The sequence below is a fragment of the Methylobacterium sp. 285MFTsu5.1 genome, from assembly GCF_000383455.1.
Lineage (GTDB): Bacteria > Pseudomonadota > Alphaproteobacteria > Rhizobiales > Beijerinckiaceae > Methylobacterium.
In genome coordinates, this window is sequence record NZ_KB911280.1 from 44,923 (window position 1) to 69,465 (window position 24,543).

A 24,543-nucleotide genomic window follows, 5' to 3' on the forward strand; every position below is an offset into this window, starting at 1 on the left:
TCGGACGCGCCGATCACCGTGGCGCGACCCGCCGCGCGGAATGCTCGGCTCCACCCGGGCACCGTCCCGGTGCTATGGGTCGCGCCCGGGGTCCGGTCCGCGCGTCCGGACTCCCGGTGGCGAATGGATGGAGGCGTTCCGCGTGTCCGAGGCCGGACCTGTGACGGAGATCGGCGCCCACGGCGCCCGGCTGACGATCGACCTCGGGGCGATCGCGGCCAACTGGCGGTTCCTGGCGGCCCGCGGCGCGGGCGTCGACTGCGCCGCCGTGGTGAAGGCCGATGCCTACGGCTGCGGCGTCGGCCGCGTCGGGCCGGCCCTGTGGGCCGCCGGCTGCCGGACCTTCTTCGTCGCGCACCTGTCCGAGGGCGTCGCCGCCCGGGCCGCCCTGCCGGACGCCGCGATCTACGTCCTGAACGGTCTGCCCCCGGGCGCCGCGGCGGCCTTCGCGGCCCACGGTCTGCGCCCGGTGCTCGGCAGCGTCGAGGAGCTGTCGGACTGGGCGGCGTTCCCGGGGAACCGCCCGCCCGCGGCGCTGCACGTCGATACCGGCATGAACCGGCTCGGCCTGTCGGTGCCCGAGGCGCTGGACCTCGCCGGGGACGCGCGGATCGCGGCCGCCGGGATCGACCTGCTGCTCAGCCACTTCGTCAGCGCCGAGAAGCCGGAGGACCCGGTCAACGCCCGTCAGATCGCCGATTTCGCGCGGGTCCGGGCGGCCTATCCCGGGCTCCGGGCCTCGCTGGCGAACTCGTCGGGCATCTTCCTCGACGGGGCCCGGCACGACCTGCTGCGGCCGGGCTACGCCCTGTTCGGCGGCAACCCGACGCCGGGCGCCGCGAACCCGATGCGCCCGGTGGTGCGGCTGGAGGCGGCGATCGTGCAGGTGCGCGGCGTCGCGGCCGGCGCCACCGCGGGCTACAACGGCCGCTGGACCGCCGCCGCGCCGAGCCGGCTGGCGACCCTCTCGCTCGGTTACGCCGACGGCCTCCCCCGGGCGATCAGCGAGCGAGGCCAGGCGCTGGTCGGCGGCGTGCCGTGCCCGATCCTGGGCCTCGTCTCCATGGACCTGATCATCCTCGACGTCACGGCGGCGCCCGCGGCCCGGCGCGGGGCGGAGGCGGTGCTGATCGGCGACAGCCTCGACATCGACGCGGTCGGCCGCGCCGCCGGCACGATCGGCTACGAGATCCTGACCGGGCTGGGTTCTCGGTATGTTCGAACTTATGTAGGCTGACGCGACTCCACCCTGACACGCCGGACCGCCGGCGCCCGGACCCGTATGGCCAAGATCCACCAGACCTTCGTCTGCCAGTCCTGCGGGGCGGTCTACAACCGCTGGCGCGGGCGCTGCGAGGCCTGCAACGGCTGGAACACGATCGTCGAGGAGGCGCCCTCGGCCCCCGGCCAGTCCGGGCCGGCGGCGACCCGGCCGTCGCGCAACCGCGGCCGGGTCTTCCCCCTCGAGGGCCTGACCGGCGAGGCCAAGGAGGCGCCGCGCATCCCCTCGGGGATCGGCGAGCTCGACCGGGTGACCGGCGGCGGCTTCGTGCGCGGCTCGGTGATCCTGCTCGGCGGCGATCCCGGCATCGGCAAGTCGACCCTGCTGATGCAGGCCTCGGCCGCCATGGCGGGCACGGGCGAGCGGGTCGCCTACATCTCGGGCGAGGAGGCGGTCGGGCAGGTGCGCCTGCGGGCCGAGCGACTGGGCCTGAGCGCGCGCCCGGTCCAGCTCGCCGCCGAGACCAACGTCGAGGACATCGTCGAGACCCTGAGCCAGGGGCGCCCGCCCGCGCTGGCGATCATCGACTCGATCCAGACCATGTGGACCGAGACGGTGGAATCGGCCCCCGGCACGGTCACGCAGGTCCGCTCCTCGGCCCAGGCGCTGATTCGCTTCGCCAAGACCACCGGCACGGCGGTGATCCTGGTCGGCCACGTCACCAAGGACGGGCAGATCGCCGGCCCGCGGGTGGTGGAGCACATGGTCGACGCGGTCGCCTCCTTCGAGGGCGACCAGGGCCACCATTTCCGCATCCTGCGCGCCGTGAAGAATCGGTTCGGGCCGACCGACGAGATCGGCGTGTTCGAGATGACCGACGCCGGCCTCAGCGAGGTGCCGAACCCGTCGGCGCTGTTCCTGGCCGGCCGCGACCACCAGGCGGCGGGCACCGCGGTCTTCGCCGGCATGGAGGGCACGCGGCCGCTGCTGGTGGAGATCCAGGCGCTGGTGGCGCCCTCGTCGCTCGGCATGCCCCGGCGCGCCGTGGTCGGCTGGGACCCGAACCGGCTGTCGATGGTGCTCGCCGTGCTGGAAGCCCACGGCGGCATCCGGCTCGGCAGCCACGACGTCTATTTGAATGTTGCCGGAGGCTTGCGCATCACCGAGCCGGCAGCGGATCTGGCGGTGGCGGCAGCGCTGGTCTCGTCGCTGTCGGGGGCCGTGCTGCCGCCCGAGACGGTCTATTTCGGCGAGATCGGCCTGTCGGGGGCGATCCGGCCCGTAGCGCAGGCCGGCTCCCGGCTGAAGGAGGCGCAGAAGCTCGGCTTCGCCAAGGCGCTGATCCCGCAGGGCCGCGGCGAGGGCGAGAAGGCGCTCTCCGTGGAGACGCTGCGCCACATCGCCGACCTGGTGGCGGGCATCAGCGCGGGCGCGCCGCGGCGGGGATCCGGCCAGCGCGGGCGGCAGCCGGCCCGCTACGCCGACGAGGAGATGTGAGCGCGTCCGTCCTTGCGAGCGGAGCGAAGCAATCCAGGGATGCGCTACGGTCGGGAAGGGCCCGTTGCCCTGGGTTGCTTCGCTGCGCTCGCTAGGACGGAGGCGGTCAGCCCCCCGTCACGCTCATGTGCCGCGGCACGGCGGCCGGGCGCTGGCGCTCGATGACGAAGTCGTGGCCCTTGGGCTTGCGGGTGATCGCCTCTACCACCGCCGCGGCCAGCACCGCGTCGTCCTGGGAGGCGCGCAGGACCGCGCGCAGGTCGGCCGAATCCTCCTGGCCGAGGCACATGTAGAGCTGGCCCGTGCAGGTCAGGCGAACCCGGTTGCAGCTCTCGCAGAAATTGTGGGTCAGCGGCGTGATGAAGCCGAGCTTCCCGCCGGTTTCCTCGACCCGCACGTAGCGCGCCGGGCCGCCGGTGCGGTCGGGCAGCGGCGTGAGGGTGTAGCGGGTCTCCAGGCGCTGCCGGGCCACCGACAGGGGCAGGAACTGGTCGGTCCGGTCGGCCTCGATCTCGCCGAGCGGCATGACCTCGATCAGCGTCATGTCCATGCCGAGGCCGTGGGCCCAGGCGATCATGCCGGGGATCTCGTCGGCGTTGACGTCGCGCAGCGCCACCGCGTTGATCTTCACCTTCATCCCGGCGGCCCGCGCCGCCGCGATGCCGTCGAGCACCACCTTGAGGTCGCCGCGGCGGGTGATCGCCCGGAACTTGTCCGGGTCGAGGGTGTCGAGGGAGACGTTGATCCGGCGCACGCCGAGGCTCGCCAGCTCGTCGGCGTAGCGCGTGAGCTGCGTGCCGTTGGTGGTGAGCGTCAGCTCCTCCAGCGCCCCCGAATCGAGGTGGCGCGAGAGCCGGCGGAACAGGTGCATGATGTCCCGGCGCACGAGCGGCTCGCCGCCCGTGATCCGGAGCTTGCGCACGCCGCGGGCGATGAACACGCCGCAGAGCCGGTCCAGCTCCTCCAGGGTCAGCAGGTCGCGCTTGGGCAGGAACTCCATGTGCTCGGACATGCAGTAGGCGCAGCGCAGGTCGCAGCGATCCGTCACCGAGATGCGCAGGTACGAGATCGCCCGCTGGAACGGGTCGATCAGCGGCGCCGGCCCGGCGGTCGCGCCGAGAGCGGACGTCTGCGGCGTCAGGGAGCTGTCATCGAGCATCGTCCGGCATATGATGCCACCGGCGGTCGCGGGCAAGCCGATCCCGCGCCGCAGCCCCAGATTGCGTGAGGAGTGTGACCCGTGACCGAGGATCTGTGGCCGACCGAGATCCGCCTGTCGGCCGACCGGCGGGTGCTCAGCGTCGCCTTCGAGGACGGTGCGCGCTACGCCCTGCCGGCCGAGTACCTGCGCGTGTCGAGCCCCTCGGCCGAGGTGCAGGGCCACTCGCCGCAGGAGCGGAAGGTGATCGGCGGCAAGCGCGCCGTGGCGATCCTGGCGGTGGAGCCGGTCGGCAACTACGCGGTGAAGCTCGGCTTCGACGACATGCACGACACCGGCATCTACGGCTGGGGCTACCTCCACACCCTGGGCCGCGAGTACGAGACGCGCTGGAACACCTATCTCGGCGAGCTCGCCGAGCGCGGCCTGGACCGCGAGACCGCGCGCACCGCCCCGGTGAAGCAGGGCGGGGGCTGCGGGTCGGGCTCGTGCGGCTGCCACTGAGGGCAGCTGCTCCCGCTTACCCCGGCCCCGAGCCTCGTCTTTGCGAGCGGAGCGAAGCAATCCAGAGTGGCGCCACGATTTTCGGCGTCGCGCACCCCTGGGTCGCTTCGCTGCGCTCGCGATGACGGCGTCGAGCCGCTGAGTGGGCCGGCGGCTTGCATCGCGCACCCGTCAGCCCACCACCTTCGGAGCCGCCATGGCCTTCGCCTGCACCATCCCCGCGACGCCCACGATCCAGCAGGACGACGCCGCCGTGCGCATCACCCGCTGGGACTTCCCGCCCGGCGGCGTGACCGGCTGGCACGAGCACGGCTGGCCCTACTTCGTGGTGATGCTGGTGGACGGGATCCTGCGCGTCCACGACGGCGCGGCGGTCAGCGAGACGGCCCTCGCGGCCGGGCAATCCTACATGCGCCCGGCGGGCATTCGGCACGACGTGATGAACGGGTCCGACCACCCGATCGCGTTCGTCGAGATCGAGGTGAAGCGTCCGGACGCGCTGGTGACCCTGCCCTGATCCGGTTTCCGTTTGAACGCTTCGGTTGATGTGCCTATCCCGTCATCACGAGCGAAGCGAAGTGACCCAGGGCAGCGCGACCTCTGCAGGCGTGGCGCCGCTGGATTGCTTCGCTCCGCTCGCAAAGACGGCCGCGCCGAAGCCATCAACCGGAAACCCTACGAAACGCGAACAGGGCCGACCTCGCGGCCGGCCCCCTCGTCGAAGCTCCGAAAAGGAATCAGCGCTGGACGATGACCTTCGTGCCGACCTTGGCGCGGGTGTAGAGGTCCGTCACGTCGTCGTTGGTCATGCGGATGCAGCCCGACGAGACGGCCGTGCCGATCGTCTCCGGCTCGTTGGAGCCGTGAATGCGGTAGATCGAGCCGCCGAGATACATGGCGCGGGCGCCGAGCGGGTTCTCGAGGCCGCCCTTCATGTAGCGCGGCAGGTCGGGCCGGCGCTTCAGCATGGTCGACGGCGGGCGCCAATCCGGCCACTCGCGCTTCATCGTGATGGTCTGCACACCGCCCCAGGTGAAGCCCGGCCGGCCGACGCCGACGCCGTAGCGCAGGGCCTGGCCGCCGCCGAGCACGTAGTAGAGCCGCCGCTCGGCGGTGGAGACGACGATCGTGCCGGCGCCGTAGGGGCCGTTATAGGCCACCGTCTCGCGCGGGATCGCCGACATCTGCGGGACCGCCGCGTCGGCGTTCAGCGGGTCGGCGGGGTTCAGGGAGGCGTTGGCCACCGGCACCGCGACGGTCTCGACGGCCTGCGGGCGGACGCGCACGGTGAGCGCGTCGTTCAGCGGCTGGCGGGTCAGCGGGTCGATCTCGTAGGCCAGTGCCGGCGCGGCGCAGGCGGCCGCGCCGAGAAGCCCGATCAGGGCGGGGAGAAAACGACGCATCAAAGCCTCTCGGGGCAGGCGCGGACTATGGCGGGAACGCGGCGAAGACCGCGGCACGATGCCGTGCCGATCCTCGCCAAGGGGTAAACGCTCGCGCCTCAAATCCAAGCCTGAAACCGCCCGGCCGGGGCGGTTCCGCCTGCCCGTGACTCGATGGCAACACTGTGGCAGCTTGGCCGTAAGAGCCAGGATGACGGGCGCGGATCCGCGCGTTCGCGCTCCCCGTCAGGCCTCGTCGGCGGCGAGCCAGATCGCCGGCTCGCGCGCGGCCGGGCGGAGGGGGGCCGGCGCGGCGGGCAGGCCGCGCAGCTGGGCGAGTTCGGCGAGCTCCGGCGCCTGCGCGGTGTCGTCGGCGTTCAGGAACAGGCCCCGCGCCCGGGCGGCGCGGCCGAGATCGGCCCGGCTGGTCCAGACGCTCTGGGCCGGGCTCGTGAGCAGCGCCAGGGCGATCGGCGCCAGCCAGAGGGCGAGCCACGGGTTCCCGACGAGGACCAGGGCGAGCACCATCAGCGCGCCGACCACCACGGCGTCGGCCTGGAGCCGGAACGCCTCCGCCCAGGAGACCTGCCGGTCGTCCCGGTCCTGCGTCTCCCAGCGGACCACCCGGCCGAAGAAGGTCGAGACCACGGCGCCGGCGGTGAACAGGGTCAGGACCGGCCACAGGATCACCCACACCGCCTGCTCCAGGGCGGCGCTCGCGAGCAGCGCCCGCGCGCCGCCGAAGGCCGCCCGGCGCTCCGCGGAGGCGAGGACGTGGCCGAGGCTCAGGAGCTTCGGCAGGGCCAGCACGGCGACGCTGAGGGCGGCGAGCGCGTGGGCGGCGGCGCCCTGCCCGGTCAGACCGTAGGCCAGGAGGCCGAGATCGCCGGTCCGGGCGGCCTGCCACGCGGCGAGGCCCAGGAAGGCGATCCAGAGCGGCAGCACCCCGTACGAGAGGATGCCGACGAGGAGGTGCCAGCGGCTCGCGCCGTGAAGGCCCGCCCAGGGCAGCACCCGCAGGTGCTGGAGGTTGCCCTGGCACCAGCGGCGCTCGCGGCCGAGCAGGTCGACGAGGTTGGTGGGCATCTCCTCCCAGGTGCCGCCCATCTCGGGCAGCAGCCGCACCTCCCAGCCGGCGCGCACCATCAGCGCGCCCTCGACGATGTCGTGGCACAGGATCTCGCCGCCGAGCGGCTCCCGGCCCGGGAGCTTCGGGAGCTGCGCGTTCTCCGCGAAGGCCTCGACCCGCAGGATCGCGTTGTGGCCCCAGTAGCTGCCCTCCGGGCCCTGCCAGGTCTCCAGGCAGCGCAGGGCCAGCGGCGCGTAGAGCCGGACGGCGAATTGCTGGATGCGCGCGAAGAGCGTGTCCCGGCCGGCCGCGTACGAGACGGTCTGGATCAGGCCGGTGCGCGGGCTCGCCTGCATCAGCCCGACGAGCCGGCCCATGGCCGCGCCGGTCATCAGGCTGTCGGCGTCCAGCACGATCATGAAGGCGTACTCGCCGCCGTAGGTGCGGCAGAACTCGCCGATATTGCCGGCCTTGCGGCCGACATTCTCCGTCCGGCGCCGGTAGCGGATCCGCGGCAGCGCCGGGTCGGAGGCCGCCCAGGCCTGGATGCGGGCGTACTCGTGCTCCTCCACGGCGGCGATCGCGCCGTCCCGTGTGTCGGAGAGGACGAAGATGTCGATGCCCCGCGCCTCGGCGCGGGCGAGCGACCGGGCCATCACCCGCAGGCGGGCGAAGACCGCGACCGCGTCCTCGGCGTGGATCGCCACCACGGCGGCGGTGCGTCCGGCCCCGGCCGGCACGGCGCCCGCCTGCTCGGAGCGGCGCTCCAGCGCGGACTTCGCCCGGTCGCCCAGGAGGGCCGCGACGAACCCGTAGACGTACTGGCAGGCGACGAAGGCCTGCCAGCCCATCACGAGGCCGAACAGCACCAGGACCGCCCAGGCCAGCGGGCTGACACCCGCCGGGTAGGCGAGCGCGGCGAGCCAGACGAGGCCGCCGGCGGTGGCGAGGCTCGGGACGGCCAGGGCGAGGCGGCGGGCGCGCAGGGCGCCGCGCGGCGCGTCGGTCCAGACCTCGCGGCAGGCTGCGTTCTCCGACGGATCGGGTATGGCGGGAGCCGCGTTCCGGTGCGACCGCTCGGCGGAGGAGGTGACGCGTGACGACATGGCGCGAGGAACTCGACCGTGGAAGGCTGCCGGCCGCCCGGCCGTGCGGGGCCGGGAACCGATGACCGTGGATACCGATGTGCGGGGTGAGGATACGGAGCCGACCCGGCAGCCCAGGCCGCCGGAAGCCGAACGGATCAATCCCCCCTCCCGGCGCCGCGTTCTTCGAACAGTCCTGGCCGCGGCTGCCGGCACGGTTCTACCTAGCGCGACGGATCTGAATGGGTCCAGAACGTGGGCCGGGCCGGCGCTTCCGCCGCAGGGCGACGCGATGACCTTCGAGACCCTCTCGGCCGAGGCGGCGCGGCGCGCCGCAGCGCCCTACGCCCCGCCGCCCGAGGACCTGCCGCCGGCGCTCGCCGCCCTCGACTACGACGGCTACCGGGCGATCACCTTCCGGCCGGACGCGGGCCTGCGGCTCGGCGCGCATTTCAGCGCCCAGCTGTTCCACCGCGGCTTCCTGCAGCGCCGGCGCGTGGCGCTGCACCTCCAGCCGCTCCGGGGGCCCGCGCGGCCGATCCCCTACGACACGGGGCTGTTCGACCTGGGCACGCGGCTCGCCGGCCAGGGCTTCCCGGCGGATCTCGGCTTCGCGGGCTTCCGCCTGCACTACGCCTTCCCGGACACGCCCGCCTGGCGGCCGAAGGGTTTCCAGGAGGAGTTCCTCGTCTTCCTGGGCGCCTCCTACTTCCGCCTGCGCGCGGCCAACCAGGAATACGGGCTCTCGGCCCGGGGCCTCGCCATCGGCACCGGCGCGCCGGAGGGTGAGGAATTTCCCGACTTCGTGGCCCACTGGATCTGCGAGCCGGAGCCGGAGGCGCGCACCCTCACGGTGCTCTCCCTCCTCGACAGCCCGAGCGTGGCCGGCGCCTACCGGTTCGAGATCGCGCCCGGCGACCCGGCCCGGATCGCCGTCACGGCAGCGCTCCACCCGCGCCGGGCGCTCCCGAAGCTCGGGCTGGCGCCGCTCACCAGCATGTTCCTGTACGGCCAGAATGGGCCCGGGGCCCGGGGCGCCAAGCCGTTCGACGATTTCCGGCCGCAGGTGCACGATTCCGACGGGCTCTGCGTCGCGGCCGGGGCCGACCCGGCGCGGATCGACCGGATCTGGCGCCCCCTGGTCAACGGGCGGGCGCAGCCGCAGATCTCCGCCTTCGCGGCCCGGCCGCTCGCCGGCTTCGGGCTGCTGCAGCGGGAGCGGAGCTTCGCGGCCTACCTCGACGTGGAGGCGCGCCACGAGGCGCGGCCGGGCCTGTGGGTGGCGCCGGATTCCGCCGGGGGCGCCTTCGCGGACGGCGCCGTGCAGCTCTTCGAGATCCCGTCGGGCGAGGAGTACATGGACAACATCGTGGCGGCCTTCGTGCCGGCGGCCCCGGCGCAGCCCGGCGCGCCGCTGCACGTCAGCTACGGGCTGACCACGGTGGGGGCCGAGCCCGTGCCGGCGATCCCGGAGACCGCCCTCGCCCGGGTGACGTCGACGCGGCTCGGCTCGGCGGAGCGCCTGCGCCCGTCGAACCCGCCCGACCCGCGGCGGCGGCTCTGCGTCATCGACTTCGAGGGTCCGGGCCTGCCGAAGGGTCCCGACGACGCGGTCGCCGCGGAGGTCTCGGCCAGCGCCGGCACGCTGCACGATCCGGTGGCCAACTTCGTGCCGCAGACCGGAGGCTGGCGGATCTACGTCGAGTGGCGCCCGCCGGAGCCGGTGCCGCCGGGCGACGTCGTGCTGCGCGCCCGGCTGGTCCGCGGAACCGTCCCCCTCAGCGAGACCTGGGACGCCGCCGTCTAGGCTCCGTCATCGCGTCGCCGCGCTCGCGAAGACGGCGTGTCTCAGGCGGTCCGGCGCTCCTGCTCCAGGCGCCGGGCCAGGCGGGTGGCGCCGTAGACCTCGCTCAGGCGGCGGCGGGCCGCGCTGACCGGCGGGGCCTGCCGCTCGTCGTGGGCGGCCGCGATGACGCGCAGGGCGGCGGCGACCGAACGCTCCAGGCGACGCTCGGCCTGGACGGCCGCGTCCCGATGATGGTCCAGCATGTGATGATCCCTCGTGCTGCGCCGTCTCCACCCTCTGGCGGGGCGGTCGCCGGCAGCGCCGACAGATTTCACATCCGGCTTGACGGTATCAAGGCAGCTTGGCCGTGGGCCGCCGAACGTCCTTACCGCAGCTCCTCGTGCCACGTCCGGCCGTCGCGCTCGATCAGCGCGATGGCGGCGGTCGGGCCCCAGCTCCCGGCCGGGTAGGGCCGCGGCGCCTCGGGCCGGTCGGCCCAGGCCTTGAGCACGCCGTCCGCCCAGGCCCAGGCCGCCTCGACCTCGTCGCGGCGCATGAACAGCGTCGCGTTGCCGCGGACCACGTCCATCAGCAGGCGCTCGTAGGCGTCGGGGTAGCGCTGCTTGAAGGTCTCCTCGAAGGAGATGTCGAGGTCGGTCGGGCGCAGCCGCAGGCCGCCGGGCCCCGGATCCTTGGTCATCACCTCGAGCTTCATGCCCTCCTGCGGCTGCAGGCGGATCACGAGGCGGTTGGGCTCGCGGCCGAAGGCCTCCTCGGGGAAGATCGAGAACGGCGAGGCGCGGAACTGCACCACGATCTCGGAGAGCTTCTGGGGCAGGCGCTTGCCGGTGCGCAGGTAGAACGGCACCCCGGCCCACCGCCCGGACTGGATCTCGACCTTCATGGCCACGAAGGTCTCGGTCCGGCTCTCGTGGCCGAGCTCGGCGAGGTAGCCCTCGACCGGTTTGCCGTCGACGGCGCCCGCCACGTACTGGCCGCGCACCGTCACCAGCGGGATGTCCTGGCTGGTGATCGGCTTCAGGGCGCGCAGCACCTTGAGCTTCTCGTCGCGGACGGAGTTCGCCTCGAGATTGAGCGGGCTCTCCATGGCGGTGAGGCAGAGGAGCTGCAGGATGTGGTTCTGCAGCATGTCGCGCATCGCGCCCGACGTGTCGTAGTAGCCGGCCCGGCCCTCGACCCCCACCGTCTCGGCGACCGTGATCTGGACGTGGTCGATCACGTCGGAGGTCCAGAGCCGCTCGAAGATCGTGTTGGCGAAGCGGAGCGAGAGCAGGTTCTGGACCGTCTCCTTGCCGAGATAGTGGTCGATCCGGAAGATCTGCGATTCGGGGAAGACCTCGCCGACCGCGTCGTTGATCGCCCGGGCCGATTTCAGGTCCTTGCCGATCGGCTTCTCCAGCACGACGCGGGACTTCTCGCCGACGAGCCCGTGGGCGGCGAGGTTGCGGCAGATCGAGCCGTAGAGGTCGGGCGAGGTGGCGAGGTAGTAGGGCCGGACCTGGTCGGGCCGCTCGTCGAGCTTGGCGACGAGGTCGGTCCAGCCGCTGTCGCCGGCCCCGTCCACCGCGACGTAGTCGACGTGGTCGAGGAAGCGGTGGAGCATGTCGTCGGACAGGTCGGCCGCCGGCACGAAGCGCTTGAGCGCGTCGCGGGCGTGCTCGCGGAAGGCGTCGAGGGACAGTTCCGAGCGCGAGGCGCCGATGATCCGGCTGGTCTCGGGGATCTGGCCGTCGCGGAATCGGTAGAACAGGGCCGGCAGGAGCTTGCGCGCGGTCAGATCGCCGGTAGCGCCGAACACGACGCAGTCGAAGGAAGCGACGGGGATGATCGTGGCCAAGTGCGGCTCCCGGGTGTCGTGCGCTGGTCTCGTGCGGCGGCTGCGTCGCACTGACCTAGCCCGTGTGCAAGGGCTTCGCCAGACGAGGGGCGCAGGCCAGCGCTGTCCGGTTCAGGGGGCGGCCGGGACAGATCCGGGCAAGTCCACGCTGCCACGCTCCGTCCTTGCGAGCGCAGCGAAGCAACCCAGGGCAGCGCGGCGGCGCCGAAGGACAGCACGATGCGCGAGCCGGCCGTCTACATTATGGCGAGCCGCCGCAACGGCACGCTCTACACCGGCGTGACCTCGGACCTCGCACGGCGGGTCCACGAGCACCGGGAGGGGCTGCTTCCCGGTTTCACGAGCCGCTACGCTTGCCAACGCCTCGTCTGGTACGAGCGCTATCCCACGATGAATGAGGCCATCACCCGCGAGAAGCAGATCAAGGCGGGCTCACGGAAGAAGAAGCTCGCCCTGATCGAGGCGATGAATCCGGACTGGAACGACCTGTATCCCGATCTCGCGTGAACGGGTCCGGCGTCGCGGATCCCTGGATTGCTTCGCTGCGCTCGCAAAGACGGCGTTGTCTGGCTCATCGCGGCCCCCCAGGCCGCCTTCACACACTCCGTCATCACGAGCGGAGCGAAGTGACCCAGGGCAGCGCGAGGCCGCGCGGGTCACCCCGCCATGTACCGCTTGAACGCCTCGGCGTAGTCCGGATGCCAGCGCGAGAGGGCGGGCCGGTTCTCGACGATGTCGCCGGACGCCCAGGCGATCCGCTTCGCGTCCTGGGCGCGGGTGGTCTCGTTGTCCGGGCAGAGGATGTAGAAATCGCCGGCGGCGAGCCGGTCCAGCAGGAAGGCCACGGTCTCGTCGGGCGTCCAGGCCCCGGCGGGCTTCTCCGCGACGCCGCGGGCCTTCGTGAGGCCCGTGTAGACGAAGCCCGGGATCAGCAGGTGGGCCGTGGTGTGGCAGCCCTCCCGGTTGCGCAGCTCGTGGGCGAGCGCCTCGGTGACCGCCTTCACGCCCGCCTTCGAGACGTTGTAGGGCGCGTTGCCCGGCGGGGTGGTGATGCCCTGCTTCGAACCCGTGACGATGATCGCCCCGGGCTTGCCGCCCTCGATCATGCCGGGCGCGAAGGCGTGGATGCCGTTGACCACGCCGCCGAGATTGGTGCCCAGGATCCGCGTCCAGGTGTCGGCGTCGGAGAACAGTTTTCCGCCGGCCTCGATCCCGGCATTCAGCATCACCAGGGCGGGCGGCCCGCCCTTGGAGACGGCGGTCGCCAGGGCCTCGACGGCGCCCCGGTCCGACACGTCGGTGGGCACGGCGCGCACCTCGACGGCGGCGAGTTCGGCGACGGCGGCCCGGGCCGCGTCCAGGGCCGGCCCCGGCAGGTCGGCGAGCCAGACGTTCATGCCGGCCCGGGCGAAGGCCTGCGCGGCGGCGAGCCCGATGCCGCTCGCAGCCCCGGTGACGACCGCGCTGCGACCGGGGCTGATCGCGGGGTGCTGGCTCATGACGGATCCTCGGCTGACGGGCGCCCATCAGATGGGGCGCCTCGGGCGGAAGGCGAGTTCGCGCCGCAGTCCCGCGCCGCCCCGGCAGAACCAGCGGATCGCCGCCGCGGCGGCTTCTGCTAGGGTGGCGGGCACGTCACGGAACGAAGCACCCGGATGCCCCCTCTCCCGCACCGCCGGTCGATCCTCGCCGGCGCGGCCGCCCTCGGCCTCGCCGGCGCGGCGCGCGCGGCCGGCCCGGCGGGGTTCGGTCCCCTCGGCCGGCCGTCCTGGTCAGCCGACAGCCTCCAGGCCGCCGCGGCCGCCAAGGGCCTGACATACGGCTGCGAGGTGCCGTTCCACCGCTTCGACGCGACGCCCGCCTACCGGCAGGCGGTGGCGCGGGAATGCGGCATCCTCGTCTGCGGCACCGAGATGAAGATGGAGGAGGTCCTGCCGGCGCCGGGCAAGACCGACTTCGCCCGCGGCGACGCCATCCTGCGCTTCGCGAGGGGAAACGGCCAGCGCATGCGCGGCCACACGCTCGTCTGGCACGCGGCGCTGCCGCCCTGGGTCGGACCGCTGCTCGGCCGGGCGAGCGCCGTCCAGGCCGAGGACTTCATGCGGCGCTGGATCGAGACGGTGGCGGGCCATTACCGCGGCCAGATCGTCGCCTGGGACGTGGTCAACGAGATCCTCGGCAACGAGTCCGACCCAGACCGCGGCGGCGGCCTGCGCGACTCGCCCTGGCTCGCCGCGATCGGGCCCGGCTACGTCGACCTCGCCTTCCGGATCCTGCACGAGACCGACCCCGCGGCGGCCGGCACGTGGAACGAGGACGCGGTGGAGCAGGGCGCGCCCTGGATGGAGGCCAAGCGCACCAAGGTCCTGCGCCGCCTGGAGGCGATGCGGTCCCGGGGCGTGCCGATCCGGCGCTTCGGGCTGCAATCGCACCTCACCAGCACGATCCCGATCGACCAGGGCCAGCTGCGGCGCTTCCTGCGGGAGATCGGCCAGATGGGCCTCGGCATCGAGATCACCGAGCTCGACATCGACGACCGCGCCTTCCCGTCCGACGTGGCGCCCCGCGACCGGATGGTGGCCGATTACGCCCGCCGCTACCTCGACGTGGTGCTGGACGAGCCCGCCTGCCTCGACGTCCTGACCTGGGACATCTACGACCCGGACACGTGGCTGAACGACCACCCCTACCGCAAGCGGCCCGACGGCCTGCCGCAGCGGGCGCTGCCGCTCGACGCGCAGTTCCGGCGCAAGCCCCTGTGGCACGCGATGAAGGCGGCCTTCGAGGCCGCGCCCGATCACAGGGCCGCCCGCGAGAAGCTCAGGCGGGCGTGACGCCGGCCCGGCGGCCGTCCTCGGCCAGGCTCGGCTCCGGCGGCCGGTCCGCCAGGAGCCGGCGGCGGAGGCGCGCGCAGGGGCGCTCGACGAGGCCGTAAATCCCCCAGCACCACAGCAGGGTCACCGGGAAGGCCGCCAGCATCAGGCCGACGCCGTGCAGCCCGGGCCGCAGGTGCAGCACCAGGGCCACCACGGTCATGTGCGCGAGGTAGAAGCTGTAGGACCAGAGACCGAGCCGGCGCATCGGCCGGCTGGCCAGCAGCCGCACCAGAGGTCCCTCGCCGTGCAGCAGGTACGCGAAGGGCACGAACAGGGCGGCGCTCTGGAGCGTGTAGCGCAGACTCTCCCGGAAGGCGGGATCGCGGACCGCCAGGGTCCCGAGGATCACCGCGAGGCTCGCCGCGACGTGCCAGGGCGCGGGGCGCCACGCGCGGTCGGCCGGGATCACCGGGTTGTTCCACAGCCCGAGGCAGCACCCGAACAGGATCGCGTCGATCCGGGTGTGGGTCCAGCTGTAGTTCAGGCTGTAATCCGGCAGCCGCCAGACGTTGACACACCGGATCGCCAGCACGGCCGCGCAGAGCCCCAGGCAGGCCAGGGCCGCGCGGCGCGGCCGCAGGCGCCCGAGCCAGAGCAGGAAGACCAGCGGGAAGACGAGGTAGAAGTGCTCCTCGATGGCGAGGCTCCAGAGCGGCACCGGCAGCACCGCCTCGGTGCCGAACAGGCCGGGATAGTTCGTCAGGAAGGTCGCCTGCCCGAGGACCGCCGCCGGCGCGACCGGCATCCAGTCGAGCCACCCCGCCGCGTAGAGCGCGCCGGAGGCGAGCAGGGTCAGGTACATGGGCGGCAGGATGCGCAGGCTCCGCCGGAGGTAGAAGGCGGGAAGCGACACCGTTCCGGTCCGCGCCCGCTCGATCCGCAGGAGCGTGGTGATCAGGTAGCCGCTGAGGAAGAAGAAGACGGTCACGCCGAAGCCGCCCGGCACCACGTGGCCGTAGCCGCAATGGGCCGCGAACACGATCAGGATGGCGAGCGCCCGCACCCCGTCGAGCTGCGGCAGGTAGGGCATCGTCCTCGGGATCGGATCACCGGAATCCGGCATGCTGGGGACCGATCTCCTGTCCGGGCCTGGGCAGCCGTGGCGGCCCGGCCACGCGGTGTCCGACGGAACGCTTCGATGAAGGTGTCCTACTCCGTCATCGCGGGCGGAGCGAAGTGACCCGGGGCAGCGCGACGACGGGCGGCGTCGCGCCGTCTGGATCGCTTCGCTCCGCGCGCAAAGACGTGGGCGCCGGAGCCAGCAACGCATGAATGTATGAGCGCGACGTTCACGCCGACCGACATCCGCGCCGTCACGCGCGGATGAGTCAATTGCGGGATCGTGAATCCCGATCCTGCCAGCTTTCAGGGTCGGAGGAGATTGGTAACCACGCCGGCCCATCATCCGGCCCGGTCGCGCCGCCTGAGCGCGTCGGGAGTGTTGCGTATGGTCCCGGTCCAGCCCCGCCGTCACGCCCGCCCGCACGCCGCGCTGGGTGCGGGCCTGTCCCTGCTGGCCCTGCTCGGAGCGCCCGGCGTCGCCCTGGCGCAGGGGACCGGCGCGGCGCAGGGCGGCCCCGCGCCGGTGCCGCCGCTCGCCGCGCCGGTCGCGGTGCCGCCCGCCGCGGGCGAGACCGCGAGGAGCCAGGAGCCCCGCGCACCGGAGGCGAAGGGTGAGGCGAAGGGCGCGGCCGGCAAGCCGGCGGAGGCCAAGCGGGCCGACACCAGGCCGGCCGAGACCAGGCCGGCCGAGCCCCGGGCGACCGAGGCCGCGCCGGAGTCAGTCCCGGCGCAGGGCAAGGCGCAGGATGCCAGGGCGCAGGACGCGAAGGCACAGGACGCGAAGGCCCAGGACAGCAAGGCGTCGGAGAGCAAGGCGTCCGACGCCCGATCGGCCGAGACCAAGTCCCAGCCGGCCAAGCCTCAGGAAGCGGCGAAGAGGTCCCGCGAGCCGGCGCCGCTGGTCTACGCCAAGGTCTCCGCCGACCCGAACCCGACGCTGACGCCGCGGACGTTCCTCGACACGCTCCGGGCGGCCGAGCGCTACGCGGCCTTCGCGGAGGCCGGGGGCTGGGAGCGGCTGCCAGACGATCTCGCGCGCCTCAAGCCCGGCGAGCGCCACCCGGCGATCCCCGCCTTGCGCCACCACCTGACGCTGACCGGCGACCTGCCGGCGGATGCCCCCCCGAACGACCGCCTCGACCCGCCCCTGGTGGCGGCGATCGCGGCGTTCCAGGCCCGTCACGGCCTGCCCGACAGCGGTATCCTTGGCCGGCTCACGATCAACGCGCTCAACGTGCCGGCCGCGGTGCGCCAGCGTCAGCTCGCCGCCTCCGCGGCCCGGCTGATGGGCTCGAAATTCCCGTTCGGCGAGCGCTACGTGGTGGTCAACATCCCGTCCGCCGCCGTGGAGGCGGTGGAGAACGGCGCCGTGACGCGCCGCTACGTCGCGGTGGTCGGCTCCCCCGACAAGGCGACGCCGTCCGTCGAGACGCGGATCACCGACATCAACTTCAACCCGACCTGGACCGTCCCCGCCTCGGTGGTGAAGAACGAGATCATCCCGGCGATGCGCAAGAACCCGGGCTACCTCGCCAAGAACCGCATCCGGATCCTGGGCCCGGCGGGCGAGGTCGACCCGACCCGGATCGACTGGGCGGGCCAGAAGGCCGTCAACTACACGCTGCGCCAGGATTCCGGCCTCGACAATTCGCTGGGCCAGGTGCGGATCGACATGCCGAACCGCTTTGCCGTCTACATGCACGATACGCCGGCGAAGTCGCTCTTCGCCGCGAGCGTGCGCTTCCACAGCCACGGCTGCGTCCGGGTCGGACAGGTGAAGGAGCTGGTCGGCTGGCTGCTGCAGGGTACGGACGGCCCCAACGGGCCCGGCACGAACTGGGGGCCGATCGAGATCGAGACCGGCATCGCCGACGGCGAGCGCCGCGACATCAAGCTCACCAAGCCGATCCCGGTCACCTTCGTGTACCTCACCGGCTTCGCCACGCCGGACGGGAAGGCGCATTTCCGCGACGACATCTACAACCTCGACACGCCGGCGCCCGAGCCCGCCGCCACCGGCGCGATCCCGCCCGCGGCGGGCGCGGACGCCGCGAAGCCGGCCCCCGCCCCCGCGCCGGTCCCGCCCCGGCCCGGTGCGGCCCACGACGCGAAGCCGGCTCCCGCGCGGGCTGCCGCGGCCAAGCCCGCGACGGTCGGACCTCCGCCGGTCAGGCCCGCACCGGCGAAGCCGTCGCCGGAGCGGCCCGCCACCGAGCACCGCAGTTTGGAATCCGTCGAACCTATCCGCTAAAGCCAACCCAGCCATGCGATTCTCGGCACGCCGGAACATCCCGGCGGGCCGGCCATTGGCCTGCAGAAAGCGCGTCCGCCCCTCCGCGGAGTGACGGAGCGGCGCGCCGAGCCAGCGAATCGCATTGGAGACGACCATGGCCAAGGCCAAGCCGAGCAGCCGCATCGAGAGTGCGCGCCTCAACACCCCGACCGACCTCGATCCGAGCGACGTCCGGACGATCGCCGAGGGCCTGACCGTCCTGAGCTCGGACCTGTTCGCCCTCTACATCAAGACCAAGAACTTCCACTGGCACATGAGCGGGCCCCATTTCCGCGACTACCACCTGCTGCTGGACGAGCAGTCGGCCCAGATCTTCGAGATCATCGACGCGGTGAACGAGCGCGCCCGCAAGATCGGCGGCACGGTCCTGCGCTCGCTCGGCCAGGCCAAGAGCCTGACCCGCGTGGCCGACAACGATGCCGAGTACGTCTCGCCCCTCGACATGCTCAAGGAGCTGCGCGACGACAACAAGGCCCTCACCGCCAACATGCGGACGCTCCACGGGGTCACCGACGAGGCCGGCGACGTGGCGACCACCTCGCAGCTCGAGGAGTGGATCGACCAGTCCGAGGAGCGGACGTGGTTCCTCTACGAGACCACCCGCAACGCGACCGACAGCGGCCACTGAGCCGCGCGCCCCGGCACCGGCGCGGCCGGCGCCGGGTCGGGCCTCGCCGCGCCGCTAGCCGGTTGCGAGATCGAGGTGCACCTTCACGAGGCCCGGATCGTCCGGGTCGCGCCCCTGCGTGAACCCGAGGCGGCGGCACACCGCCAGCATCGGTCGGTTCTCGGCCAGCACCGTGCCCTCGACCCGGCCGATCCCCTCGGAGCGCGCCCAGTCGATCATCAGGCGCATCAGCGCGAAGGCGAGGCCCGTCCCGCGGGCGTCGCGGCCCACCGCGATCGCGTACTCGCCGCTCTCGTGGTTGGCGTCGGCGTGGAGCCGGACCGCACCGAGCATGCGCTCGCCGCCGCCCGGCCCGATCTCCGTGGCCACGAACGCGATGGCGCGGGCGTAGTCGAGCTGCGTCAGGCGGGCCAGGAAGGCGTGGCTGAACTCGCGCACCGGCCCGAAGAACCGCAGCCGCAGGTCCTCCGGATCAAGACCCTTGAAGAAGGCCAGGAAGAGGCCCTCGTCCTCCGGGCGCACGGGCCGCACCCGCACGGTCCGGTCCTTGAGGTTGAGCGTGCGGATCCACTCGGCCGGATAGGGCCGGATCGCGAAGCGCGGGTGGCCGCGGCCGTGGGCGCTGCCGTAGTCGCCACGCTCGGCGCGCCCGATCCGGACCCGGGCGTCGAGGGCCAGCACGCCGGTCTCGTCGGCCAGGAGCGGGTTGATGTCGAGCTCGCGCACCTGCGGCAGGTCGGCGGCGAGCTGGGACAGCTTCACCAGCGTCAGCGCGATCGCCCCGAGATCGGCCGCCGGCACGTCGCGGTAGGCCTCCAGGCGGCGCGCGACCCGGGTGCGGGCAATGAGATCGCGCGCCAGGGTCAGGTCGAGCGGCGGCAGGCCGAGGGCGCGGTCGTCGATCACCTCCACGGCGGTCCCGCCCCGGCCGAACACCACCACCGGGCCGAACACCGCGTCCTCCGCGAGCCCGGCGATCAGCTCCCGGCGCTGGCCGCGGCGGACCATCGGCTGCACGGCGAAGCCGGTGACCCGGGCGTCGGGCCGCTCCCGGCGCGCGCGGGCCAGGATGCTGCGGGCGGCCTCCGCGACGTCGGCCTCGCTGGTCAGGTCGAGGTGGACGCCGCCGATGTCGGATTTGTGCACGATGTCCGGCGAGACGACCTTCAGCGCCACCGTCCCGCCCGCCGCGATGATCGGCCACGCGGCCGCCGCGGCCGCGTCCGTGTCGGGGGCGAGCGTGATCGGGACGGTCGGGATCCCGTAGGCCTGCAGGAGGCCGTTCACCGCCACCGGGTCGAGCCACGCGGCGCCCTGGCGCAGGGCGCCGGCGACGATCGAGCGGGCCCGCGCCGTGTCGGGGGAGAAGTCCCGCGGCAGCGAGTCCGGCGTGCGCATCAGGTCGTCCTGGGCCTCGCGGTAGCGCACGAGGTGCAGGAAGCCCTCGATCGCCTCGGAATCGGTGGTGAAATGCGGGATCCCGGCCTGCGCGAAGGTCTCGCGCGCCGCCTCCGCGTCGCCCAGCGTGACCGCGAAGACCGGCTTCTTGCGGGTCTGGCCGGCGCGGGCGGCCTTGACCGTCGCGGCGACGGCCTCGGCCACCGCGCCGGCCTCCGAGCGGATCGTCGGCACGTGGATCGCCAGCACGGCGTCGCTCGTCCGATCCGTCAGCAGCGGCGTCAGCGCGGACGCGAAGGCCGGACCGGCGGCGTCGACGCCGAGGTCGAGGGGGTTTCCCGGCGCGCGGCCCTCCGCCTCGGCGGGCGCCGCCAGGGTCCCGGCCCGCTCGATCAGCCGGTCCGCCGCGAGGAGGCCGATGCCGCGGCCGTTGGACACGATCGCCAGCCGGTGACCGGGGAACGGCCGCTGCCGCCCCAGGGTCTCCACGGCGGAGAACATCGCGTCGAGGTCCGGCACGGCCAGCAGGCCGGCCCGCCGGAAGGCCGCGGCGTAGACCGCGTCCGGGCGGGCCAGGGCGCCGGTATGGGTGACGGCGGCGCGGGTGTCGGGCCGGTGCCGGCCGGCCCGCAGGACCACGACGGGCTTGGCCCGGGCCGCGGCGCGGGCGGCCGACATGAACCGGCGGGCATCCGCGACCCGGTCGAGGCAGAGCAGGATCGCGCGGGTGCGGAAATCGGCGGCGAAGTGGTCGAGGCAGTCGGCCACGCCGATGTCGAGGACGCTGCCGAGCGACAGCACCGCCGAGAAGCCCGTGCCGTGGCGGGCGCCCCAGGCGACGATGGCGGCCGCGACCGTGCCGGATTGCGAGACGAGGGCGAGGTCGCCGGCCTCGGGCGCTTGGGCGAACAGGCTGGCGTTGAGCCTGGCGCCCGGAACCGCCAAGCCGGCGCTGTCGGGCCCGAGCAGGCGCAGGCCGTGGGCGCGGGCGATCCCGTGGGCGACCGGACCGGGATCCTCCGGCCCGGATCCGAGCCGCGCCGTGAGGATCACGGCCGCCCCGGCGCCGATCGCGGCGGCCTGCGCGACGACCTCGGGCACGCTCGGCGGCGGCACCGCGATCAGGACGAGGTCGGGGGCGGCGGGCAGATCCGCGACCCGCGGCACGCAGGCCAGCCCCTCGACGGCGGCCTGATCGGGCTGGACCGGCATGATCGCGCCGGGAAAGCCCGCGGCGCGCAGGCTGTCGAGCACGCTGCGCCCCAGCGAGCCCTCGCGCCCCACCGCCCCGACCAGGGCGATCGAGCGGGGCGCCAGCAGTTTGTCGAACCGGTAGGTGCTCACGACCGGCGGCTCACGACATCGTCACGGGACGCGGTCCCGCAGGCCATTCCTGGCGGCACGCATCTGGCCTCTCGCTCACGTCCGAACGGACGAGGCGCCGGGGCGCCCGCCGCCCTCCCAGATGGCGCGATCCGGCGCGCCTGCAACGCCCGGTCGGCACGCGCCGGCCGGAAATCGCTTGGTCGACGCGAGCGCGGTCTCCAGACCTCCTTTTGTTCAATATCGGGCGCCATTTATCCACTCTAAGACGGCACTTGTGGGCATGTGTGGATTGGACTTGCTATTGAATTCACACCACCATAGTAACTGCCCATTAACTACCCTGTATCGGGTCGAGCAGAGACAGATCCCGGCCGGCGTCGGTGGCCGGCTGGGATCGATTGGAGGTTACGGGATGGACGCCACGGGTGAAGGGCAACCGGACTATCTCACGCTGTCCGTCGACATCGTGTCGGCCTTCGTGAGCAACAATCCGGTCCCCGCGCCGGAACTGCCGGGGCTGATCGCGGCCATCCACGCGACGCTGCACGGGCTCGGCGAGCCGTCCGCCCCGCCGGCGGAGCAGCTGCGGCCGGCCGTGCCGGTCCGGCGCTCGGTCCAGCCCGACTTCATCGTCTGCCTGGAGGACGGCAAGAAGTTCAAGTCGCTGAAGCGCCACCTGCGGACGCACTACAACCTGACGCCCGAGGAGTATCGGGGAAAGTGGGGCCTGCCGCCCGACTACCCGATGGTGGCGCCGAACTACGCCGCGGCGCGGTCCAGCCTCGCCAAGAGCATGGGCCTCGGCCACCAGCGCCGGAAGGGCTGACGGCGCGGCGCTCTCATCCGCGCCCGCGTCCACAGCTTTCGCAGGCGGGTTAGGCATCGGGCAAGCCGCGCTTGCGAGGGTCGGGGGCCCGTCAGCGCCCCCGAGACCCGATGCCCGGCAAGCCCAGCCTCGTCGCCCGCCTGTTCTGGACGGCCGTGATCGGCCTTCCCTTCGGGCTCTGGTACGGCCGGCCGGCGCTCGCCGCGACGGGACTCGCCCTCGCGCTCGTCCTGCTGCGGCATCTCGGGCGCCCGCGCCGGTTCCGGGCCCGGGTGCGCCGGATCGCCCGCGCCCATGCCGAGACGCTGGCGCTGCGGCGGCGGCAGGAGAGCTACACCGACCCCTACGGCAACCGGATCGAGGACGGCTGGCTGCGCGAGCGCGATTATTTCCTCGAGCGGACCGTCCTGCCGCAGCTCGGCCCGCGCTTCGCCGACCTCGCCGAGGCGGAGCACGCGCGGATGCTGGCGATCGTCGAGGCCGAGGCCGCCGCCGTCGCGCTCCCGGAGGAGGACGAGGCGCCCGGGGACGGGCTGGACTACGAGCGCTACTGCGCCGAGCGCCTGGTCCGGGCGGGCTGGCGGGCGCACCGGACGCCGGCGAGCGGCGACCAGGGCGCCGATATCGTGGCGGTGCGGGACGGGCTGCGCCTCGTCGTGCAGTGCAAGCGGCTGAGCAAGCCCGTGGGCAACGCCGCCGTGCAGGAAGCCGCCGCGGCCCTGCGCTACTGGGACGGGGACCGGGCCGCCGTGGTGTCGAACGCCGGCTTCACGCCGGCGGCGCGCCGGCTCGCCACGGCCACCGGCGTCCTCCTCCTGCACCACGACGCCCTCGAGGCGATCGAGGCGTTCGACCTCGCGGAGACGTGATGCCCGTCAGGCGAGCGGGCCGGGGATGGCGATCTCCGCCTCGTTGAGCAGGCGCGCCTCGTGGCGGCGCACGAACAGCCACAGGGCCAGGCCGCCGAACACCACCAGGGCGAGCAGGGTCAGGCCCACCGGGCCGACGATGTGCTCGATCTGGCGCCCGCAATAGTACGAGCCGATGCCCATGCTGCCGGCCCAGACGATGCCGCCGAGGGCGTTGAAGGCGAAGAAGCGGCGCGCGTCCAGGCGGTTGACCCCGGCGAGCAGGGCCGCGTAGGCGCGCAGCATCGCGGTGAAGCGGCCGAAGAACACGATCTTCCCGCCGTGCTGGCGGAACAGGTACTGGCCGAGCTTGAGCCGCCCGTGGTCGAGGGCGATGAGATGGCCGTAGCGGAGCAGCAGCGGCATGCCCCAGCGCCGCCCCGCCCAGTAGCCGACATTGTCGCCCAGGATCGCCGCCGTCGCCGCCGCGGCGATGACCAGGCCGATGTTCAGGTTCCCGGTGCTGCCGGCGTAGACGGCGGCCGAGATCAGCACCGTCTCGCCGGGGCAGGGCACGCCGGCGCTCTCGAGGGTGATGATCACGAAGATCGCGATGTATCCGTAATTCGCGATCAGGTCGGCGATGGGCAGGTCGTTCAGGAAGGCCATGCGGTCCTCGGGCCGGTCTCCGGGCAGAGCCCGGCGACACAAGCGGACGGAACGTGGCCTTAAGAGGGCCGATCTGCGGCCGGCGGCGTCCTCAGAGGACCTTCAGCAGTGCTTCGGCGCCGGACGCCTCGGCCTTCGAGGGCGTCTCCTCGACGTTGAGGATCCGGACGACGCCGTCCTCGACCAGCATCGAGTAGCGCTTCGAGCGCATCCCGAGGCCGAAGCCGGTGCCGTCCATCTCCAGGCCGAGGGCCTTGGCGAAATCGGCGTTGCCGTCGGCGAGGAATTCCAGCCCCTCGGCGCCGCTCGCCTTCGACCACGCGTCGAGCACGAACACGTCGTTGACGCTCGTCACCGCGATGGCGTCGATACCGCGCCCGAGGATCTCGTCCCGGTGGGTGACGAAGCCCGGCAGGTGGTTGCGGTGGCAGCTGGGGGTGAACGCCCCCGGCACGCCGATCAGGACCACGCGCCGGCCCTTGAACACGTCGTCGGTGGTGCGCGCGATCGGGCCCTCGGGGCCGATCACCCGGAAGGTGGCCTGGGGCAGGTGGTCGCCGACCTGGATCATCGCGGGTCCCTCGTTGTCGCGCGCTGGGATGGCGCGCGTGAGCAGCGCGCCTGACCTAGCGTGGCAGGGGGTGCCTGTCGAGGATGCGGCCAGCTCCGGCTTGCACCGCCCTCACGGGCCGATCAGCTTGATGAAGGCCGCCCCGGCCCCGAAGAAGGCCGCTCCCGCCGCCATGCCCGAGAGGGCCACCTGCCAGGGCGCCAGGGCCCGGTCACGGCCGAGCTTGGCCTGCTCGGCCAGCAGCTTCGCCTGCTCGGCGATCAGCTTGTGCTGCTCAGCGACGAACTTGCGGGTCTCCTCCTGGGACCGCTCGATCCGCGCCCGCTGCTCCTCGATGTCGAAGGTGGGAGCGGGTGCGACATCCGCCATGACCAGCGAGCCTCAACGGTGACCGCGCCGGCCGCGACGCGGACCGACCCGGGTATTGTGGGACAGGGATTGAGACCCGCACAAGCTTGGGGGAGGCTTGCTGCGTCCCTTTTGC

22 protein-coding genes are annotated in these 24,543 nt (G+C 73.1%); 11 read left to right on the forward strand and 11 right to left on the reverse strand.

All coding sequences use genetic code 11. The features are described 5' to 3' along the window. Window positions 1-127: 127 nt before the first annotated feature. On the forward strand, window positions 128-1,237 hold the full coding sequence (alr, locus tag H288_RS0117120) for an alanine racemase (protein WP_020093804.1): 1,110 nt from the start codon (window positions 128-130) through the stop codon (window positions 1,235-1,237). Window positions 1,238-1,282: 45 nt separating this feature from the next. Next, window positions 1,283-2,719 (forward strand): DNA repair protein RadA, encoded by a 1,437-nt coding sequence (radA, locus tag H288_RS0117125; RefSeq protein WP_020093805.1) that lies wholly within the window; start codon window positions 1,283-1,285, stop codon window positions 2,717-2,719. A 106-nt stretch (window positions 2,720-2,825) separates the two neighbouring features. Here the strand turns inward: radA and moaA are convergent, their stop codons facing one another. Further along, window positions 2,826-3,878, reverse strand: coding sequence for a GTP 3',8-cyclase MoaA (gene moaA / locus H288_RS0117130; RefSeq protein ID WP_020093806.1), 1,053 nt, complete (start codon window positions 3,876-3,878; stop codon window positions 2,826-2,828). A gap of 81 nt (window positions 3,879-3,959) precedes the next feature. Between moaA and H288_RS0117135 the strand changes: the two genes are divergently transcribed. After that, the gene (locus tag H288_RS0117135) at window positions 3,960-4,382 is read left to right on the forward strand and encodes a DUF971 domain-containing protein (protein WP_020093807.1); all 423 of its coding nucleotides are present in this window, start codon (window positions 3,960-3,962) and stop codon (window positions 4,380-4,382) included. A gap of 196 nt (window positions 4,383-4,578) precedes the next feature. Continuing rightward, complete coding sequence (locus tag H288_RS0117140) at window positions 4,579-4,899, forward strand: cupin domain-containing protein (RefSeq protein ID WP_020093808.1); 321 nt, start codon at window positions 4,579-4,581, stop codon at window positions 4,897-4,899. A 220-nt stretch (window positions 4,900-5,119) separates the two neighbouring features. On the opposite strand, the gene H288_RS0117145 is transcribed toward H288_RS0117140, so the two are convergent. Together H288_RS0117145 and mdoH are read right to left on the reverse strand one after the other, a co-directional pair. Then, window positions 5,120-5,785, reverse strand: coding sequence for a L,D-transpeptidase (locus H288_RS0117145; RefSeq protein ID WP_020093809.1), 666 nt, complete (start codon window positions 5,783-5,785; stop codon window positions 5,120-5,122). A 225-nt stretch (window positions 5,786-6,010) separates the two neighbouring features. Next, window positions 6,011-7,939, reverse strand: coding sequence for a glucans biosynthesis glucosyltransferase MdoH (gene mdoH / locus H288_RS0117150; protein WP_020093810.1), 1,929 nt, complete (start codon window positions 7,937-7,939; stop codon window positions 6,011-6,013). Between the two features lie 271 nt (window positions 7,940-8,210). Between mdoH and H288_RS0117155 the strand changes: the two genes are divergently transcribed. Continuing rightward, entirely contained in the window at window positions 8,211-9,725 is a 1,515-nt protein-coding gene (locus H288_RS0117155; RefSeq protein ID WP_020093811.1) for a glucan biosynthesis protein, read from the forward strand. A 41-nt stretch (window positions 9,726-9,766) separates the two neighbouring features. Here H288_RS0117155 and H288_RS0117160 read toward each other — a convergent pair whose 3' ends face one another. After that, entirely contained in the window at window positions 9,767-9,967 is a 201-nt protein-coding gene (locus H288_RS0117160) for a hypothetical protein (RefSeq protein ID WP_020093812.1), read from the reverse strand. A gap of 122 nt (window positions 9,968-10,089) precedes the next feature. Continuing rightward, window positions 10,090-11,562 carry a glucose-6-phosphate dehydrogenase gene (gene zwf / locus H288_RS0117165; protein WP_020093813.1) on the reverse strand — a complete coding sequence of 491 codons (1,473 nt, stop codon included), beginning with the start codon at window positions 11,560-11,562 and terminating at the stop codon, window positions 10,090-10,092. A gap of 219 nt (window positions 11,563-11,781) precedes the next feature. Here zwf and H288_RS0117170 point away from each other — a divergent pair, with 219 nt between their 5' ends. After that, a complete protein-coding gene (locus H288_RS0117170; protein WP_020093814.1) occupies window positions 11,782-12,069 on the forward strand; it encodes a GIY-YIG nuclease family protein in 288 nt (95 codons plus the stop codon). A gap of 149 nt (window positions 12,070-12,218) precedes the next feature. On the opposite strand, the gene H288_RS0117175 is transcribed toward H288_RS0117170, so the two are convergent. After that, on the reverse strand, window positions 12,219-13,061 hold the full coding sequence (locus H288_RS0117175; protein WP_020093815.1) for an SDR family NAD(P)-dependent oxidoreductase: 843 nt from the start codon (window positions 13,059-13,061) through the stop codon (window positions 12,219-12,221). A gap of 156 nt (window positions 13,062-13,217) precedes the next feature. Between H288_RS0117175 and H288_RS0117180 the strand changes: the two genes are divergently transcribed. Next, the gene (locus H288_RS0117180; protein ID WP_020093816.1) at window positions 13,218-14,396 is read left to right on the forward strand and encodes an endo-1,4-beta-xylanase; all 1,179 of its coding nucleotides are present in this window, start codon (window positions 13,218-13,220) and stop codon (window positions 14,394-14,396) included. Here H288_RS0117180 and H288_RS0117185 read toward each other — a convergent pair. Beyond that, window positions 14,383-15,501, reverse strand: a complete 1,119-nt coding sequence (locus tag H288_RS0117185) for an acyltransferase (RefSeq protein ID WP_020093817.1) — start codon at window positions 15,499-15,501, stop codon at window positions 14,383-14,385. The two genes, H288_RS0117180 and H288_RS0117185, sit on opposite strands and share 14 nt — an antisense overlap. Before the next feature lie 384 nt (window positions 15,502-15,885). Between H288_RS0117185 and H288_RS0117190 the strand changes: the two genes are divergently transcribed. Both H288_RS0117190 and H288_RS0117195 read left to right on the forward strand, forming a co-directional pair. After that, window positions 15,886-17,751: a L,D-transpeptidase family protein gene (locus H288_RS0117190; protein ID WP_020093818.1), complete on the forward strand. Its 1,866-nt coding sequence runs from the start codon at window positions 15,886-15,888 to the stop codon at window positions 17,749-17,751. Window positions 17,752-17,887: 136 nt separating this feature from the next. Next, on the forward strand, window positions 17,888-18,421 hold the full coding sequence (locus H288_RS0117195; protein ID WP_020093819.1) for a DNA starvation/stationary phase protection protein: 534 nt from the start codon (window positions 17,888-17,890) through the stop codon (window positions 18,419-18,421). Window positions 18,422-18,475: 54 nt separating this feature from the next. Here H288_RS0117195 and H288_RS0117200 read toward each other — a convergent pair whose 3' ends face one another. Next, the gene (locus H288_RS0117200) at window positions 18,476-21,163 is read right to left on the reverse strand and encodes a bifunctional acetate--CoA ligase family protein/GNAT family N-acetyltransferase (protein ID WP_020093820.1); all 2,688 of its coding nucleotides are present in this window, start codon (window positions 21,161-21,163) and stop codon (window positions 18,476-18,478) included. 394 nt (window positions 21,164-21,557) lie between these two features. Between H288_RS0117200 and H288_RS0117205 the strand changes: the two genes are divergently transcribed. Beyond that, complete coding sequence (locus tag H288_RS0117205) at window positions 21,558-21,971, forward strand: MucR family transcriptional regulator (RefSeq protein ID WP_020093821.1); 414 nt, start codon at window positions 21,558-21,560, stop codon at window positions 21,969-21,971. A gap of 110 nt (window positions 21,972-22,081) precedes the next feature. Continuing rightward, complete coding sequence (locus H288_RS0117210; protein WP_020093822.1) at window positions 22,082-22,840, forward strand: restriction endonuclease; 759 nt, start codon at window positions 22,082-22,084, stop codon at window positions 22,838-22,840. Between the two features lie 6 nt (window positions 22,841-22,846). On the opposite strand, the gene H288_RS0117215 is transcribed toward H288_RS0117210, so the two are convergent. The 3 genes from H288_RS0117215 to H288_RS0117225 form a co-directional block, all read right to left on the reverse strand. Next, entirely contained in the window at window positions 22,847-23,488 is a 642-nt protein-coding gene (locus H288_RS0117215) for a DedA family protein (RefSeq protein WP_020093823.1), read from the reverse strand. A 91-nt stretch (window positions 23,489-23,579) separates the two neighbouring features. Further along, entirely contained in the window at window positions 23,580-24,059 is a 480-nt protein-coding gene (locus H288_RS0117220) for a peroxiredoxin (protein WP_020093824.1), read from the reverse strand. 111 nt (window positions 24,060-24,170) lie between these two features. Further along, window positions 24,171-24,428, reverse strand: a complete 258-nt coding sequence (locus H288_RS0117225; RefSeq protein ID WP_020093825.1) for a hypothetical protein — start codon at window positions 24,426-24,428, stop codon at window positions 24,171-24,173. Window positions 24,429-24,543 lie beyond the last annotated feature (115 nt).

What these genes read in the sequence shown, in the direction of transcription:
- alr (WP_020093804.1), top strand. Translation starts at nt 128, where the DNA reads ATGGAGGCGTTCCGCGTGTCCGAGGCCGGACCTGTGACGGAGATCGGC.
- radA (WP_020093805.1), top strand. Translation starts at nt 1,283, where the DNA reads ATGGCCAAGATCCACCAGACCTTCGTCTGCCAGTCCTGCGGGGCGGTC.
- moaA (WP_020093806.1), bottom strand. Translation starts at nt 3,878, where the DNA reads ATGCTCGATGACAGCTCCCTGACGCCGCAGACGTCCGCTCTCGGCGCG.
- H288_RS0117140 (WP_020093808.1), top strand. Translation starts at nt 4,579, where the DNA reads ATGGCCTTCGCCTGCACCATCCCCGCGACGCCCACGATCCAGCAGGAC.
- H288_RS0117145 (WP_020093809.1), bottom strand. Translation starts at nt 5,785, where the DNA reads ATGCGTCGTTTTCTCCCCGCCCTGATCGGGCTTCTCGGCGCGGCCGCC.
- mdoH (WP_020093810.1), bottom strand. Translation starts at nt 7,939, where the DNA reads ATGTCGTCACGCGTCACCTCCTCCGCCGAGCGGTCGCACCGGAACGCG.
- H288_RS0117155 (WP_020093811.1), top strand. Translation starts at nt 8,211, where the DNA reads ATGACCTTCGAGACCCTCTCGGCCGAGGCGGCGCGGCGCGCCGCAGCG.
- H288_RS0117160 (WP_020093812.1), bottom strand. Translation starts at nt 9,967, where the DNA reads ATGCTGGACCATCATCGGGACGCGGCCGTCCAGGCCGAGCGTCGCCTG.
- H288_RS0117170 (WP_020093814.1), top strand. Translation starts at nt 11,782, where the DNA reads ATGCGCGAGCCGGCCGTCTACATTATGGCGAGCCGCCGCAACGGCACG.
- H288_RS0117175 (WP_020093815.1), bottom strand. Translation starts at nt 13,061, where the DNA reads ATGAGCCAGCACCCCGCGATCAGCCCCGGTCGCAGCGCGGTCGTCACC.
- H288_RS0117180 (WP_020093816.1), top strand. Translation starts at nt 13,218, where the DNA reads ATGCCCCCTCTCCCGCACCGCCGGTCGATCCTCGCCGGCGCGGCCGCC.
- H288_RS0117185 (WP_020093817.1), bottom strand. Translation starts at nt 15,501, where the DNA reads ATGCCGGATTCCGGTGATCCGATCCCGAGGACGATGCCCTACCTGCCG.
- H288_RS0117190 (WP_020093818.1), top strand. Translation starts at nt 15,886, where the DNA reads ATGGTCCCGGTCCAGCCCCGCCGTCACGCCCGCCCGCACGCCGCGCTG.
- H288_RS0117195 (WP_020093819.1), top strand. Translation starts at nt 17,888, where the DNA reads ATGGCCAAGGCCAAGCCGAGCAGCCGCATCGAGAGTGCGCGCCTCAAC.
- H288_RS0117205 (WP_020093821.1), top strand. Translation starts at nt 21,558, where the DNA reads ATGGACGCCACGGGTGAAGGGCAACCGGACTATCTCACGCTGTCCGTC.
- H288_RS0117210 (WP_020093822.1), top strand. Translation starts at nt 22,082, where the DNA reads ATGCCCGGCAAGCCCAGCCTCGTCGCCCGCCTGTTCTGGACGGCCGTG.
- H288_RS0117215 (WP_020093823.1), bottom strand. Translation starts at nt 23,488, where the DNA reads ATGGCCTTCCTGAACGACCTGCCCATCGCCGACCTGATCGCGAATTAC.
- H288_RS0117220 (WP_020093824.1), bottom strand. Translation starts at nt 24,059, where the DNA reads ATGATCCAGGTCGGCGACCACCTGCCCCAGGCCACCTTCCGGGTGATC.
- H288_RS0117225 (WP_020093825.1), bottom strand. Translation starts at nt 24,428, where the DNA reads ATGGCGGATGTCGCACCCGCTCCCACCTTCGACATCGAGGAGCAGCGG.